We start from the raw sequence: 14,898 nt of genomic DNA on the forward strand, positions 1-14,898 counted from the left end.
AAGATTGAGCCGGTTCAGAACCGGCTCAATCTAAATATAAAATTGGATTAAATTGCAATCTATAGTTTAGTGTACTAAAAATGCACAGTTAACCAAAGATTGCGCTGGACAAAGACTTCAAGCGTTATCATGCTGAAACCCTCAAAATAACAGGGTATTGCAGCATGGCTGACCAACAGGCATTCTTTGACCTGCTGGACATCATGGAGAACGAGGAACTCGTTGAACCAAAACGGTTTTTCGACCTGATGCGCAGCACGTTCAGCATTGCAAACCTGCTCTATCTGGACGTCGACGTCCTGACGGCGGGTTTTGTTATCCACAGACTACACCATACTTTCAGCGCGCGCAGTCTGAGGACCTATGTCGACAAGCGCTACCAGCGCATCGACCCGATCCTGCGCATGACGATGGGCGGTATCAGGCCCGTGGATTGGGCCACCGCGCGAAAACTGCACCCGGACAGTGAGCCGTTGTTTTCCGCAGCAGAACACCTTGGCCACGGTCTCGACGGCATCACCCTGCCGCTTGCTACCCCCACCCGGCGCCTGGCCTTTCTGGCAATCCAGACCGATGTATCCACAGAGGAATGGCCGGCCTACCGGCGGTGCCACCTGCGCGACTTTCAGTTGCTGGCCAATCTCTTCCACGCCTCCCTGTTGGAAAGCGACAGCAGGAAGGAACTCGCCGAGCAGTGCGCCAAGGCGCTGACCCACCGAGAAACCGAAGTGCTCGGCTGGACGGCCGCAGGCAAGAGCTATTGGGAAATCGGCACAATCCTCGGCATTTCAGAGCGCACCGTGCGCTTCTTCATGACCAACGCCCGGCGCAAGCTGAACGTCGTCTCCAACACCCAGGCCGTCGCCCAGGCCGTCCGGCGCGATCTCATCCCGACGTTTTGACTGCCCCGGCAAAGACCCAACTCCAATACACCCCACCCACCTCCTTTTTCTCCTGACGGGAGGTCCTCGCGGACCTCCCGTCAGGAGAAACATATCCGCGTGTATTAGAAACCTGTCACTACCGACAGTTATGCCGTATAACGATCCCTGACAGCATTTGCTCCTCGCATTCGATCACAGGAGCAGACAATGATCAGGATTTTCAACCACAACACCGGCAAGCAGAACCCGGGCGACCTAGACGCCATGTTCCGCCTGCGCAAACGTGTCTTCCACGACTTGCTGAAATGGGACGTTTCGGTTCGCGGCGACTGGGAGATCGATCACTACGATGACGCCAATCCACTCTACGTGCTGTCCTACTCTGACCAGACGGGCCGTCTGCGCGGTGCGTTACGGCTGCTACCGACACTTGGACCGAACATGCTGGATGATACATTTCCGATCCTGCTCGGCGACAATCCGCAGGTGCGCAGCGCTTCGGTGTGGGAATCCAGCCGTTTCTGCATCGACCCGACGATCTCGCAGGATCGTGGTTCCAACCAGGTGACCATCGCCGCAGCGGAACTGATGTGCGGCGTTGGCGAGCTTGGGCTGTCCTCCGGCCTCAGCCATATCGTCACCGTCACCGATGTGTTCCTCGAACGGATGTTCCGGCGCATGGGATGCCCTGGTGAGCGCATTGGCGAACCACAGCGGATCGGCTCCGTCTATGCCGTCGCAGTTGCCTGGGAAGTCACGACCGACCTTTTGGACAGGATGAAAGCCATCGCTGAAATCGGCGGGTCGGTGCTGAAACGGCCGATGTCTCTGGAAACAGCCCGGGCCGCATAAGTTGCATTACCCACGGGAGAGCCACCGATTGTGGCTCTCCCGCCTCGCCCCGCATTTATCTCCCGCCCGCCGTTAACGCTGCTACGCGGACTGCGTTGCAGCACCGTCGAATGACGCTATGATAGCGGCACAGTCAGAGTGCGCAGGATGCTCCTTCGCACCCGGCACGGTGCCGGTACGCTCAGGCGAGAGAAACACGTGACCTTCCGTTCGATATCCCTTGCGGCGCTGATAGCCCCGCTTCTTCTGGTCATGACGACCACGGCCGACGCTTCAGCGGTGTGCGAACGGCTGAACGCCCGCCTTGCCGGCCTGCCGAAAATCGTCGCATCCAATGCAAATCTGCGCGACTATACCGGTGCGATCTCCCGTCAGAACCTGGACCTGCGGCAGGCGCGCAGCGATCTGAGGCGGATGGGATGCAGTTCAGGCAGTGTCATCATCGTCGGCGGTCCGAACGAAGACGCCTGCAACAGCCTGGACGCTGAAATCTCGCAGATGCAAATGGATCTCAAAACACTGAAGGCCCGTCGGCTGAACCTTCTGGAAGGCGGCGACAGCGACGTGACCCGGCGGCGCATTCATGCGGCGCTTGCTGCCAATCGCTGCGGCGAGGAGCAGGATGAAGTGCTCAGTGCCGCCATCGAGGAACCGGAAACCCATCGCAATATCCTGAACGACCTGCCGCCGATCGGCGAAGGCTATCCGGACATGCGCGGCAGCAACACCGATTTCACTACGCCGGATAACGGCTTCGGCCCGAGCGCCGACTATCCCGGCAACCTGCGCACAATGTGCGTGCGCACCTGTGATGGTGCGTTCTTCCCGATCTCCTCGAACTCATCGCCAGCCGATTTTCAACGCGATGCCGAAGCATGCCAACGGCGCTGCCCGGGAACGGAGACGGCACTTTACTATCATGAGCTGGCGACCGAAGAGACAAACCAGATGGTCTCGGCTGCCACAGGCGAACCCTATGCCGATCTACCCTCGGCTTTCGCCTACAAGACCCGCGATCTTAGCCAGCCCGGCCAATGCGGCTGCGCTCCCGTCGGACGCACGGCGACGCAGCAGAGCACCCCGAACGATGGCAAGGGCGTTATCGAGGTTCGCACCCGCAAGAAGGCTGATCCCGCGGAGGTGAAAAGCACCGTTGCCGACCGGGCCTACAATCCACAGGATAACAAGGTTCGTGTCGTCGGCCCGAGCTTCCTTCCGTCGCAGGAAACCTCGATTGACCTGCGGCATCCAGCCGGCCCCGGATATCAGGAACTGCAGCAGACCAACTGATCACTTCATAGGTCGCCCACCCCAGCAGTCGGAAAATACCAGGTCCTCGAGCGGCAAGCGCTGGCGCCAGCCTTTGACGGCCAATTCCGGCTCGGCATAGAGCGTATCGACATAGCCAAGACACAGCCAGGCGATGATCTCGATATGATCTGGAATGCCGAGCACGTCCTTGATATCGCGCTCATGGAAAATGCTGACCCAGCCGACGCCGACGCCTTCGGCGCGTGCGGCAAGCCAGAGGTTCTGCACGGCGCAGACTGTCGAAAATGCATCCATGCGCGGATTGTGCGTCCGGCCGAGAACGACCTTACCGGCGCGGGTCGGATCGCAGGTGACGCAGATACTCACGGGCGCCTTGCGGATTCCTTCGAGCTTCAATGAGCGGTACTTGCCCTGCGCCTCGCCTTCAAACATCAGCGCCGCCTCTTCGTTGGCCCGCTGGAATGCCTCGAAGACACGAGTACGCCGGCCCTCGTCGCGGACGACAATGAAATTCCAGGGCTGCATGAAGCCGACCGACGGCGCGCTGTGAGCGGCAGCGAGCAACCGCCTGATCAGCGCGTCCGGCAAGGGCGCAGGCAGGAACTGATCGCGCACGTCGCGGCGGGTTTCAATGGCGCGGTAGACGGCTGCGCGCTCGTCCGATGAAAATGCGTCCGCCCTCACAAGGCAGTCTTGCGGTTCAGTTTGCATCGTTTGATCCCCAACAATGCGAAACCTCCCGCCGTCCGCGCGGGGCTGGTCTATCTCGTCAGGCCGGTCTTCTGACTGCGGATCATCCGGTTTTGCCGCCTTCCCGGATTGCTTGAAGATCCAGTGGCATAATTCTGAAATGATTCAGAGATTCAATAAAGCAAAACCGTCCCCGTTACAGCGCTGGGCACGTCCCGGACTTTCACCGGGTTCCCGATTCTCCCGCTTGCGCAGGCACCTGAACGAAACGATATGGCCATAGCAGGCCGCCGTTTGCAAGGCGGCCCGCCGGTTGTCATCAGATCGCCGCGACCGGATGCGGCGAACCGTCATAGGCACCCCAGATCGACTGATCCAAACAGATCATCGATCCGGTCATCAGGCCGGATTCCGCCGACGACAGATAGGCGCAGGCGCGCGCGACTTCGGCCGGATCGACCAGACGGCCGAAGGGCTGGCTCGCCGCTGCCTTTTCCAGCCAGTCGCTGGCCGCGCCATGAAATTCGCGTTGGATGCGATCCTCGCCTTCGGATGCCATCCAGCCGATATTCAGACCGTTGACCCGAATCCGGTTGCGCAGCACGGCATAAGCCGTGTTTTTGGTCAGCGTTTCCAGTGCGCCTTTGGAAGCGCAATAGGCAGAGATGAAAGGTTGGCCGGCCATGGCCGACATCGAACCGATATTGACGATGGTTCCCTCGATCTTCTCGCGGCGCATGACGTTGATCGCTTCCTGCATCAGGAAGAACGGCGCCCGCACGTTGACGGCAAACATCCGGTCGAACAGTTCCGGGCTGGTATCGAGGATTGTGCCGCGATCTGTAATCGCCGCCGCGTTCACCAGTGCATCGATACGGCCGAATTCCGTGTCGCAAGCCAAAACCACCTTGCGCGCATCCTCGACCTTTTCCAGATCGGCCTGCACATAGACCACCCGGGTTCCTGTCGCCTTGCCGATCTCGGCCGCCTTGGCCTCGCCCTTGGCGGCATTGCGGCCGCAGATGACGATACCGGCGGCACCCCGTTCGGCAAACAGCGTGGCAATCGCCGCCCCCAGCCCTTGTGTGCCACCCGTGACGATCGCGATCTTGCCATCGAGACGGCCATAATCATTGCTCATTGTATTCCTCCATTTTCGATATCGCCGATGCCAAAAACTCCCGCCCGGCATTCGGGCAGGAGCTCACATTGAGAGAGATGTTTCCGCTAGCTGAGCTTCTTCTCCGACTGGGCTGCAAGCGCTGCCGCAAAAGCGGCTTCCTCCCAACCACCCGACAGCGCTTCGTGCATCAACTGTGCCTGCGTTTTCGGCGCAAGCCCGCCAACTGGCGGATCCCGGTCGAGATTGGTCGGGAAGGAATAACCTTCGGCGCAGGACGCAATGGCACACGCCGCTTCCGCCGAAGACAACCGGCCGTCGGCAAGCATCGCCTTCAGGGCCGGATAGAGAACGGCACTCATGCGCTCCCGGTTGACCGTCTCCATTGCCCGGCCAAACGCCGAGGAGACCTGCAGGAGGTTTGCCACCCGCTTGATCCCTTCGGAACGATTGGTGCCGGCGGCATGGAAGAGGGCCGGGTTAAAGAAGACCAGATCGCCCTTCGACAGCGGCAACTGCACATGGTGACGATCGAAATAATCGCGAAACTCCTGGCGCTTCAGTGCCAGATAGCCCGGAACATAGGTCTGGCTGTAGGGCAGAAACAACGTCGGTCCGCTTTCCAGCGGCATGTCGCAATGCGCCACCGCCCCTTGCAGCGTCAGGACCGGTGACAACCGATGAACATGCGCAGGAAACTGCTCGATGACAGACGAAGTCTGGAAGCCGAGATGATAGTCCCGGTGCGCCGATTGCGCCGCCCCGCCGGGATTGACCCGGTTGACCTGCGCCGTCATCTGGTAGCTCGGCCCGAGCCAGGCTTCGCTGACCAGAGCGATCACGGCATTGCCATAGTAGGCGGCAAAATTCTGAGGGTCGCGCAAGCAGTGTTTTTCCAGCGAATTCCAGATGCGGTCATTGGCGCCCGGCTTGGCAAAATGGTCGCCGCCACCGGTATTGGTCTGGTGCTGCTCGTTGATGATGTCGTCGAAAATGCCGCTCGCCGCATCGATGACGGCCGTGTCCTCGAAAGCGTGCTTCAGCACGATGACACCCGGCCCCGTCGCAAAGGCCTCGCAGATTTCCGCCAGCACCGCCCGGCGCCCCTCCTGTGAAGCTGCCGCCTTCAGCACACTGGCGCTGTCATAGATCAGAACATTCTTCTCGACGGCTGCCGCATGTGGATAGTCGGCAAGCGATGTCGTGCGCTCCACCTCGGCGCGAAAATCCTCAAGGTCACAGGCAGCTTCCGTCAGCCAGACCCGGTCCGCGCGCTGCTTCACGATATTGTCGGTTTTCATCCCATTTCCTCCCGCCGGATGTCTGTCGATGACCGCACTATACGCGGAGGAGAAAGCTGATATAGAGCAGAAACACCTCAAAAAACCATCAGAACGGAACGGCGATGGCGCACGAATTTCTGGTAAAGGACATCGCTTTTCAGGCCGGCCTCAGCATCGCAACGGTCGACCGCGTGCTGAACGCTCGCCCCGGTGTGCGCAAACAGACCGATCTGCGCGTGCACGCCGCAATCCGCGAGTTGGAAAAACAGCAGTCCGGCGTCGAGATCCAGGGCCGTAAATTCGGCATCGACGTCATCATGGAGGCGCCCGACCGCTTTACAGACGCCGTCCGGGATGCGTTCGAAAGCGAAAGCCTGACATTTCTGCCGACAATCTTCCGCTCCCGCTTTCATTTCGCCGAATCCATGCGCCCGCAAGATATCGTCCAGCTGCTCGACAGGGTGCGCTTGCGCGGTACCGACGGCGTGGTCCTGAAAGCACCGGACGTACCCGAGATCAGCGCTGCGGTGGCGCGGCTCGAACAATCCGGCATTGCCGTCATCACGTTGGTCACCGACCTGCCCAATGCTCCGCGCACCGCCTATGCCGGAGCCGACAACAGGGCAGCCGGCGAAACGGCTGCCTATCTGATTGGCGAGCGCTTTTCCGGGCAACCGGCGATGGTCCTGGCCACCCTGTCGAGCAGCCGGTTCCGTGGCGAAGAGGAGCGGGAAATTGGCTTCCGCCGCACCTTGCGCAACCGCTACCCGTCGATCGGCATCGTGGAAATCAGCGAGGGGCTTGGCCGCGACGACGCAACCGGTGCACTTACGGCCGAAGCGCTGTCAAACAATCCGGGCATCAATGCCGTCTATTCGATTGGCGGCGGTAACCGCGCAGTGCTAGCCGCCTTTGCCGCCGCAAACCGGGCCTGCTCGGTATTCGTGGCACATGACCTTGACGCCGGAAACCTCGAATTCCTGCGCAATGGGCAGATCCATTTCATCTTGCACCACGACTTGAAGGCCGATGTACGGACTGCCTTTCGGGCAATTTTGGGAAAAAGGAGCGCTCCGACCGGACAAGGTGTTGCCCGCCTATCGGCGGTCGAGGTTATCACGCCGTATAATATTCCGGCGTCGGGGCGCTGATCAGGCAGCCTGCCCGGTGCGGGGAAGACGATCGACCACGACCAGGTCATCTGCAGTCTGAACGCGATTGCGGCCGCGATTCTTGGCAAGGTACAGCGCCTGATCGGCCAGAGGGACGATTTCACGGGCAATGTTGCCGTGTTGGGGCGCAAAGGCCACGCCGACGCTGCTGCCGACGCGCAGCAACTGTCCCTCGAACAGCACGGGAACCTGTGCATCGACGATCAGCGCGTTGGCAAGCGTCATCACGTCAGCGCGCGACACGGTGTGATCGACAATGATGATGAACTCGTCGCCGCCGAGCCGTGCAACGACACCATGATCCGCGACACGATCGGCAAACCGGACAGCGAGCGCCTTCAACACGGCATCCCCAGCCGGATGGCCGTAGGTATCGTTGACGACCTTGAACGTGTCGAGATCGAGGCAAAGCAGCGAGAACGGGCGTTCCTTGACCTTAGCAAGCGAGGCATGCAGGACGTCGTCGAAGCCGCTGCGGTTCAAAAGACCAGTCAGGCGATCATGCTTGGCCAGATGCCGGTTTTCCGCTTCGCTGTTCTGCAGAGCGGAAAACACCGCACCGAACCGGGTGGCGATAAAGGCCATGATCAAAGCTGCCAGCATCGCGATGACGATGACGCTCGGCAGTGTTTCGGAGCGAACGAAACTGCCGGGTGTGCGCGGCGTCCAGGCTGCAACCATGCAGGCCGGCTGGGAGCAATCGCTGACCGCGACCTGAATGGAGCCCTTCGCCACCTGGCGCAGCGGCGTAAATCCGAGATTTGAGATGGCGAGCCTATCTTCCATGTCGCGGATCATGCGATCGCTGAAAGGCTTGACGGTGATCATGAACACCGGTTTGCGGCGTCCAGCTGGAATATCCAACGTTTTGGGAACGACGGCCTGCACCACGACGATGCTCATTCTGCCGTCGATCATCCGCAGGTCGGCCGCATGGATATTCGGCAGCGGCGCCAACAGCGCGTCCGGATCCTTTTCCGTCGATAACAGCGTCCACCCGCTCCCCTTGGCAACCAGTGCCGCCTCGTAAAGACCATTCGCCTTTTCGATGAGGTCTTCGACCCATTTCAGGGTGCGCCCGCCAATCTCGGTATCCACTTTGCGGCCATTTTCTATGGCCAGCAATGTCCCGTCGGAGGCGTCGGCAAAGATCATCCAGGAGAAACCGAAATCCCGCCAGAGCCAGTCGGTCAGCTCCTGCTTGACGAAAGCGTCAGAGAAGGTGCGGCCTGCCAGTTGGATGAAACTCTTGTCCCAATAGGACAATTCGGCCTGATACTGGACGACTGCATCGACCTGATGCTGCATTTCGCTTTCGACCAGTTTTCGCTCGGCGGTCAGGCCGAACCGGTCCGCCTCGGTGACGGAGCGGTTGAGCACGAAGGCTAAGCTCGCAACAATCAGCAAGGCAACCAGCGTACAGGCCGCATGGATACCCAGGACTGCCCTGCTCGAATTTCGCGTCTTCGCCCCTGCTGCCATGCCCGCCTCACCGGTCCTTCTCACCAAACCTGCCCCCAGGTTTCACGCGTTGATTGAGACCGAGACTAGCAAGAAAAAGGGAAGTTTCATTTAAACAAGCTGGTTGGAAATCGGTTAATTGCCAACGGCCGGCTGGTAGCGCACGAAGGCGAATTCCTGGCCATCAGGCGACCAGTTGGGAACGTTGATCGTGCCCTGCCCGCCAAACAGTTCAAACAGGTCACGGGCGTTGCCGCCATCCGGATCCATCAGCCGCAACCGCACGTCGAGATCACGCGGATGATCGAAGACGTCACCGTCGTAGGAGATCACGAGCAGGTGTTTGCCATCCGGCGACGGATGTGGAAACCAGTCACCATATGCGCTGTCGGTGACGCGCGTGACATCCGAACCATCGGGACGGACGCGCCAGATCTGCATCCGGCCCGTCCGGCTGGAGTTGAAATAGATCCATTCGCCGTCGGGGCTGTAGTCCGGTCCGTCATTGCGCCCCTCGCCAAAAGTCAGGCGGGTCTCTTCGCCACCGCCGACGGGAATGGTGTAGATATCGAAGACCTGATCGCGAATACCGCAATAGGCAAGCGTCTTCCCATCCGGCGACCAGCCATGCCAATAGGACGGCCGGTTCAGCGTCACCTGCCTCGGCAGGCCGCCATCAGCAGACAGTGTGTAGATTGTCGATGCGCCATACTCGGTCTTGTCGCTGATGACGATGGTCTTGCCATCCGGTGAGATGCCATGGTCGTTGTTGCAGGTGCGTGCAAAGCCCGTATCAATCAATCGCGGCTCGCCGCCCGCAAGCGGCAAGCGATAGAGCAGGCCGTCGCCGTTGATCACCAGCGACTGGCCATCGGGCGACCAGTTCGGAGCCTCGACCAGCTGTTCCGTCTGCCAAACCACACGGGTTTGGCCGCTGGCAATCGTGTAGATTTCGACCGAACTGCGCATGCCTTGGCCTCCAATGATAGGTCTAGCGGTCGCGGAACCGGTTGGTGATCGGGTAGCGGCGGTCGCGGCCAAAGTTCTTCTGGGTGATCTTCACGCCCGGTGCCGATTGGCGGCGCTTGTACTCGGCGATGTAGAGCAGATGCTCGATCCGGTGCACCGTCGCCTCGTCATGGCCGCGCGCAACGATCTCCTCGGTACCCATTTCCTTCTCAACCAGGCACTCGAGGATATCGTCGAGCACCGGATAGGGCGGCAGCGAATCCTGGTCAGTCTGGTTCGGGCGAAGCTCGGCCGAAGGTGCCTTGTCGATGATGTTTTTCGGGATCACTTCGCCCGACGGTCCGAGCGCGCCGGGCGGCACCGTGGTGTTGCGCCAGCGCGACAGGCCGTAGACCTGCATCTTGTAGAGGTCCTTGATCGGGTTGAAGCCACCGTTCATGTCGCCGTAAAGCGTCGCATAGCCGACCGACATTTCCGACTTGTTGCCGGTGGTGACCACCATCGAGCCGAACTTGTTGGACAGCGCCATCAGGATGGTGCCGCGTGCGCGGCTCTGCAGGTTTTCTTCGGTGATGCCGGATTCTGTGCCCTCGAACATTTCGGACAGGGCACTGAGGAAACCCTGCACCGGCTCCTCGATCGGAACGATATCGTAGCGGCAACCGAGTGCCTTGGCGCAGTCCTCGGCGTCCTTGAAAGAATCCGACGACGTGTAGCGAGAGGGCAGCATCACCGTGCGGACACGCTCTTCGCCGAGCGCATCGACGGCGAGGGCAGCACAGATCGCCGAATCGATACCGCCGGATAGGCCGAGCACGACGTTCTTGAAGCCGTTCTTGTTGACGTAATCGCGGAAGCCCAGCATGCAGGCCCGGTAGTCGGCCTCCTCCTGCTGCGGCAGCCGCGACATCATCCCCTGCTGACAAACCCAGCCCTCGCCGCTCTTGCGCCATTCGGAGACAGAAATGCTCTCTTCGAACTGGCTCATCTGAAACGCGAGCTGCTTGTCGGCATTGAAGGCGAAGCTGGCGCCATCGAAGACCAGTTCGTCCTGGCCTCCGAGCTGGTTGGCAAAAACCATCGGCAGGCCGGTCTCGATCACCTGGCGAAGCACCACCTGATGGCGCACGTCGATCTTGCCGCGATAATAGGGCGAGCCGTTGGGCACGAGCAGGATCTCGGCGCCGCTTTCGGCCAGCGTTTCGCAGACGCCCATGTCGTTCCAGATTTCCTCGCAGATCGGGATACCGAGCCGCACGCCGCGGAAATTGACCGGCCCTGGCATCGCGCCTTCGGTAAAGACCCGCTTTTCGTCGAATTCGCCGTAGTTCGGCAGATCGAGCTTGTCGCGAACGACCAGAACCTGGCCGCCATCGAGAACGGCAACGGAATTATGGCGCCCTGCTTCGCCCTGCCGCGGATAGCCGACAACAATACCCGGACCACCGTCGGCAGTGTCTGCGGCAAGCGCATCGATAGCCTTCTGGCAGGCCTTCAAAAAGGCAGGCTTCAGGACCAGGTCCTCCGGCGGATAGCCGGAAATGAACAATTCGGTCAGAAGCAGCAGGTCGGCGCCGCTGCGTGCTGCATCAGCGCGAGCTTCGCGTGCCTTGGCAAGATTGCCGGCGATATCGCCGACCGTCGGATTGAGCTGGGCAACAGCGATACGGAACGTCGTGGAAATGGTCTTTTGCGCGGTCATGAACAGGCCTGTGCTTGATCTTGCTATCGCGGATGCCGGAACATCCGAGGAGCTGTTTATCGCATTCCGCACCAAAATACCCCGTGCTTGCGACCAAGTCAGAAAAAAATCCGCGTGCGCCGCAAGATAGCGTGCTCGCTGCGGCTCACAACCCCACCGTTCAGGCCATGTCCGATCGGCAACAGGTGCCTAAAAAGTCAGTGGAGAACCCCCCTTGAATTATTCATCCTCCGTTCAAGATGACGTCTATATGACATTCACACGACAGTTTTATGAAATCGGAGACGGCCTTGGCCATTTTTGAATCGGCAGCAATCGCTGCCACCGCTTCTAGGGCCTATGGCCCGCAAATCGGTTTCGGCGCTCGCCATGCCAAGGCGCTTTCGGTTGCAGGACGGCTTTCTCTCTCGCTGCTTCTGTCGATTGTCCTGATTTTCTGCGTCGAATGGATTGCCCGCAACTCCGCAATGGAGGCGGCGTTGTTTTTCCTCGACCCGGCCCGTCCAGCTTGGACGACGACCGGCGTGTTTTTCATGATGTTTCTGGCGCTTGACGCTGCCTTCGCGCGCGAAAATTTCGGCGTCATCCTGCTGGCGCCGCTGGCGCTCATCCCGGCACTCGTCAGCCGGCAGAAGCAGATTTTCCTGTCCGACCCGCTTTACCCGACAGACTTCCTGTTCGGCCGCCAGATCATGGAGCTGATGCCGGTTCTGGTCCGCGACCGTCCTTGGACGGCTGTCGGTATCGTCCTTGGTATTGTTTTGGCCGTGGCCGCTCTGGTTTGGCTCGTCCGCTTCGCGTGGCGCCGTTTTCCGGCCATGACCCGGCGCCAGCGTCTGGCGCGGTTCGCCGTCGCCCTGCCGTTGCTCGGCGCCTTCTACCACATGATGGACTACAACAATTTTTCCTGGGTGCGTGATCGTCTGCAGGTCATCCCGATCATGTGGGACCAGACCGAAAACTACCGTCACAACGGCTTTACCATGGCGTTTGCGCTGAACCTGCCGATGGCAAACGTCACCGCACCTGCGGGCTACATGTCCGATGCGATCGACAAGATTGCAACGCAGCCAGTGCCGGCCGGCACGTCCCATCGCGGCAAGCCCGACGTCATCGTGCTGATGAGCGAATCCTTCTGGGATCCGACCCGCCTGCCAAACGTCAAGCTGTCGCCCGACCCGATGCCGACGATCCGCGAAATGCAGTCCGGCAACGTCTTCTCGCCGGAATTCGGCGGCATGACCGCCAATGTCGAGTTCGAAGCGCTCACCGGTTTCTCGAACGCGTTCCTGCCCTATGGCAGCATTCCGTATCAGCAGTATATCCGCAACCCGATCCCATCGCTGGCCACCTTCTTCCGTGGCGAGGGTTATGTGGCGCGTGCCGTACACCCGTTCCAGAAATGGTTCTGGAACCGCAGCGCCGTCTACAAGGCATTCGGCTTCGATCAGTTCAAGTCGGAAGAAAACATGCCGGTGATGGAAAAGCGCGGCATCTTTGCCTCGGACGAATCGCTGACCAAGGAAATCATCCGCCAGGCTGACCAGCTGCGTGATCCATTCTTCTTCTTCACGGTCACCTTGCAGGGCCATGGCCCCTATGAGGCCAACCGCTATGCCAAGAACACCATCAAGGTCGAAGGCAATCTTCCCGCCGCCGACAAGCAGGTTCTTGAAACCTATGCACAGGGCATCAGGGAAGCCGACGACAGCCTGAAGATGCTGATGGACTGGGCCAAGGAACGCGACCGTGAAACCATCATCGTGCTGTTCGGCGATCATCTGCCGCCGCTCAACACCGTCTATCCGAACACCGGCTTCATGACCGACGTCACCGCCTCGCGCAAGGGCTCGCTCGAACAGATGAAGGCACAGCATGAAACCCCGCTGGTCGTTTGGTCGAACAAGACCGGTCCGGTCAAGGATATCGGCACGATCAGCCCGGCCTTCCTGTCCTACCAGATCCTCAAGCAGGGTGGTTTCGAGCATCCCTATTACACCGAGTTTCTCGGCAATATCTTCGACAAATACCGCATCATCGACCGCTACATGCTCGTTGATAAGGTCGGTAAAGAAACAGCCTCCTGGGGACGCCAGAAGACGATCCCGCCGCTCATCCGCGACTATCGTTTCCTGCAGCATGACATGATGTTCGGCCAGCGCTACGGCACGGACCGGTTCTTCCAGTCGCACGCCGATCTTTTTGCCAACGCGATGTAAAAAGAAGCAGGGGACGCCGGGCCTTCGGCGTTTCCGCAAATCACCGGCATAGGCTAAAACAGGGCAACGTTTTCCGGCGGAGCCAGCCCATGTCGCATCTTGACGAAATCTCCCACGTGCTTTTCGGCAAACCGAGCAGCGAACTTGGCGATATCGAGCGCCGTGTTCTTCATCGCTCCAAAGAACGCAAGACCGTCTCTGAGGATACCAATGCCGCCTTTGTTGCCGGACAGGGCTTCGGCGACAGAATGGCCGACAGCATCGCCCGGATCGGCGGCTCTTGGGGTTTCATCATCGCGTTCCTGGTCTTCCTTGTCGTATGGGCCGTCGCCAATACGGTGCTGTTGACGCGCGACGCGTTTGACCCCTACCCCTTTATCTTTCTCAACCTTCTTCTATCGATGGTCGCCGCTATTCAGGCACCGATCATCATGATGTCGCAGAACCGGCAGGCGACGAAAGACCGTTTCGACGCTTCGAAGGATTACGAGGTCAATCTCAAATCCGAGGTCGAACTGATTTCGCTGCACAACAAGATCGACACGGTGCTGCTGCGGGAAATCGCCGAACTGCGCGCCGATGTCGGCCGGTTGCAGGGACAACTCGCGCGATACAGGGATGCCGGCCCCCCGCAAGCTTGATGCCCCTTGTGCCATATCGGGGCGCAAGCCTCATTTGCAAACACAACCAACCAGAAATGGCACAACCTAAAATGGGCATTTCGCGATATTTAAGAGCGAAAACGTAAAAGACCATTTATTAGCGTAGAGGAAAATTAAGACTTCAAGCACACGATATAGGTGTAACGGCATCGATATATCGGCCGAATACAAACCTGGGAGTGTGTTTGATGTCTCTCATATCGCGAATGCGCGGCGATACCAACGGTGCGGCCGCATTGGAATTTGCGATTGTCGCGCCCCTGTTCTTCATGACGATTTTCACCATGATCGGGTATGGCATCTACCTGAGCGCGACGCATGCTATCCAGCAGCTCGCCGCCGATGCGGCCAGAACCGCCGTGGCCGGACTGTCCGAGACTGAAAGAAAAAGTCTTGCCCAGTCGTTCATCCAATCATCGACGTTGAATTACGCCTTCATCAACAGGGCAAAACTCACCGTCAACGTCGCAGACGACGTCCAGAATCTCAATCAATTCACCGTCACCGTCACCTACGATTCGAGCGAGCTGCCGATCTGGAAGCTGTTTTCCTTCGCGCTGCCCGATGAAGAAATCAAACGTTACGCAACCATCCGGCTGGGAGGTATTTAAC

General features: G+C 59.6%; 13 protein-coding genes and 1 riboswitch. Of the genes, 7 read left to right on the top strand and 6 right to left on the bottom strand.

What is annotated here, in order from left to right; translation table 11 throughout:
• The first annotated feature begins 164 nt into the window (after nt 1–164).
• From ACQY8Q_RS23955 to ACQY8Q_RS23965, 3 genes are all read left to right on the top strand, one after another.
• Nucleotides 165–902 carry a LuxR C-terminal-related transcriptional regulator gene (locus ACQY8Q_RS23955; RefSeq protein ID WP_428428946.1) on the top strand — a complete coding sequence of 246 codons (738 nt, stop codon included), beginning with the start codon at nt 165–167 and terminating at the stop codon, nt 900–902.
• Between the two features lie 189 nt (nt 903–1,091).
• On the top strand, nt 1,092–1,736 hold the full coding sequence (locus ACQY8Q_RS23960) for an acyl-homoserine-lactone synthase (protein ID WP_428428947.1): 645 nt from the start codon (nt 1,092–1,094) through the stop codon (nt 1,734–1,736).
• 252 nt (nt 1,737–1,988) lie between these two features.
• The gene (locus ACQY8Q_RS23965; protein WP_428429857.1) at nt 1,989–3,026 is read left to right on the top strand and encodes a DUF2865 domain-containing protein; all 1,038 of its coding nucleotides are present in this window, start codon (nt 1,989–1,991) and stop codon (nt 3,024–3,026) included.
• On the opposite strand, the gene bluB is transcribed toward ACQY8Q_RS23965, so the two are convergent.
• The 3 genes from bluB to ACQY8Q_RS23980 all read right to left on the bottom strand — a co-directional run bounded on the left by bluB (nt 3,027) and on the right by ACQY8Q_RS23980 (nt 6,119).
• Entirely contained in the window at nt 3,027–3,719 is a 693-nt protein-coding gene (bluB, locus tag ACQY8Q_RS23970; RefSeq protein WP_428428948.1) for a 5,6-dimethylbenzimidazole synthase, read from the bottom strand.
• A 44-nt stretch (nt 3,720–3,763) separates the two neighbouring features.
• Nucleotides 3,764–3,975, bottom strand: a riboswitch (cobalamin riboswitch).
• Between the two features lie 42 nt (nt 3,976–4,017).
• Nucleotides 4,018–4,839, bottom strand: coding sequence for an SDR family oxidoreductase (locus tag ACQY8Q_RS23975; protein ID WP_428428950.1), 822 nt, complete (start codon nt 4,837–4,839; stop codon nt 4,018–4,020).
• Between the two features lie 86 nt (nt 4,840–4,925).
• A complete protein-coding gene (locus ACQY8Q_RS23980) occupies nt 4,926–6,119 on the bottom strand; it encodes a phytanoyl-CoA dioxygenase family protein (RefSeq protein ID WP_428428952.1) in 1,194 nt (397 codons plus the stop codon).
• Between the two features lie 104 nt (nt 6,120–6,223).
• Here ACQY8Q_RS23980 and ACQY8Q_RS23985 point away from each other — a divergent pair, with 104 nt between their 5' ends.
• Nucleotides 6,224–7,252 carry a LacI family DNA-binding transcriptional regulator gene (locus tag ACQY8Q_RS23985; protein WP_428428953.1) on the top strand — a complete coding sequence of 343 codons (1,029 nt, stop codon included), beginning with the start codon at nt 6,224–6,226 and terminating at the stop codon, nt 7,250–7,252.
• Here the strand turns inward: ACQY8Q_RS23985 and ACQY8Q_RS23990 are convergent, their stop codons facing one another.
• From ACQY8Q_RS23990 to ACQY8Q_RS24000, 3 genes are all read right to left on the bottom strand, one after another.
• The gene (locus ACQY8Q_RS23990; protein WP_428428954.1) at nt 7,253–8,755 is read right to left on the bottom strand and encodes a diguanylate cyclase domain-containing protein; all 1,503 of its coding nucleotides are present in this window, start codon (nt 8,753–8,755) and stop codon (nt 7,253–7,255) included.
• Nucleotides 8,756–8,869: 114 nt separating this feature from the next.
• The gene (locus tag ACQY8Q_RS23995; protein ID WP_428428956.1) at nt 8,870–9,703 is read right to left on the bottom strand and encodes a TolB family protein; all 834 of its coding nucleotides are present in this window, start codon (nt 9,701–9,703) and stop codon (nt 8,870–8,872) included.
• 22 nt (nt 9,704–9,725) lie between these two features.
• On the bottom strand, nt 9,726–11,405 hold the full coding sequence (locus ACQY8Q_RS24000; RefSeq protein ID WP_428428957.1) for an NAD+ synthase: 1,680 nt from the start codon (nt 11,403–11,405) through the stop codon (nt 9,726–9,728).
• A gap of 272 nt (nt 11,406–11,677) precedes the next feature.
• Between ACQY8Q_RS24000 and ACQY8Q_RS24005 the strand changes: the two genes are divergently transcribed.
• From ACQY8Q_RS24005 to ACQY8Q_RS24015, 3 genes are all read left to right on the top strand, one after another.
• Complete coding sequence (locus tag ACQY8Q_RS24005; protein WP_428428959.1) at nt 11,678–13,624, top strand: LTA synthase family protein; 1,947 nt, start codon at nt 11,678–11,680, stop codon at nt 13,622–13,624.
• Nucleotides 13,625–13,713: 89 nt separating this feature from the next.
• Nucleotides 13,714–14,265 (top strand): DUF1003 domain-containing protein, encoded by a 552-nt coding sequence (locus ACQY8Q_RS24010; protein WP_428428960.1) that lies wholly within the window; start codon nt 13,714–13,716, stop codon nt 14,263–14,265.
• A 209-nt stretch (nt 14,266–14,474) separates the two neighbouring features.
• Nucleotides 14,475–14,897, top strand: coding sequence for a TadE/TadG family type IV pilus assembly protein (locus tag ACQY8Q_RS24015; RefSeq protein WP_428428961.1), 423 nt, complete (start codon nt 14,475–14,477; stop codon nt 14,895–14,897).
• Nucleotide 14,898 lies beyond the last annotated feature (1 nt).

Source organism: Pararhizobium sp., assembly GCF_965279435.1.
Taxonomy (GTDB): domain Bacteria; phylum Pseudomonadota; class Alphaproteobacteria; order Rhizobiales; family Rhizobiaceae; genus Pararhizobium.

Excerpts from the sequence above, each read along its gene's own strand:
- ACQY8Q_RS23955 (WP_428428946.1), top strand. The coding sequence starts at position 165 with ATGGCTGACCAACAGGCATTCTTTGACCTGCTGGACATCATGGAGAAC.
- ACQY8Q_RS23960 (WP_428428947.1), top strand. The coding sequence starts at position 1,092 with ATGATCAGGATTTTCAACCACAACACCGGCAAGCAGAACCCGGGCGAC.
- ACQY8Q_RS23965 (WP_428429857.1), top strand. The coding sequence starts at position 1,989 with ATGACGACCACGGCCGACGCTTCAGCGGTGTGCGAACGGCTGAACGCC.
- bluB (WP_428428948.1), bottom strand. The coding sequence starts at position 3,719 with ATGCAAACTGAACCGCAAGACTGCCTTGTGAGGGCGGACGCATTTTCA.
- ACQY8Q_RS23975 (WP_428428950.1), bottom strand. The coding sequence starts at position 4,839 with ATGAGCAATGATTATGGCCGTCTCGATGGCAAGATCGCGATCGTCACG.
- ACQY8Q_RS23980 (WP_428428952.1), bottom strand. The coding sequence starts at position 6,119 with ATGAAAACCGACAATATCGTGAAGCAGCGCGCGGACCGGGTCTGGCTG.
- ACQY8Q_RS23985 (WP_428428953.1), top strand. The coding sequence starts at position 6,224 with ATGGCGCACGAATTTCTGGTAAAGGACATCGCTTTTCAGGCCGGCCTC.
- ACQY8Q_RS23990 (WP_428428954.1), bottom strand. The coding sequence starts at position 8,755 with ATGGCAGCAGGGGCGAAGACGCGAAATTCGAGCAGGGCAGTCCTGGGT.
- ACQY8Q_RS23995 (WP_428428956.1), bottom strand. The coding sequence starts at position 9,703 with ATGCGCAGTTCGGTCGAAATCTACACGATTGCCAGCGGCCAAACCCGT.
- ACQY8Q_RS24000 (WP_428428957.1), bottom strand. The coding sequence starts at position 11,405 with ATGACCGCGCAAAAGACCATTTCCACGACGTTCCGTATCGCTGTTGCC.
- ACQY8Q_RS24005 (WP_428428959.1), top strand. The coding sequence starts at position 11,678 with ATGAAATCGGAGACGGCCTTGGCCATTTTTGAATCGGCAGCAATCGCT.
- ACQY8Q_RS24010 (WP_428428960.1), top strand. The coding sequence starts at position 13,714 with ATGTCGCATCTTGACGAAATCTCCCACGTGCTTTTCGGCAAACCGAGC.
- ACQY8Q_RS24015 (WP_428428961.1), top strand. The coding sequence starts at position 14,475 with ATGTCTCTCATATCGCGAATGCGCGGCGATACCAACGGTGCGGCCGCA.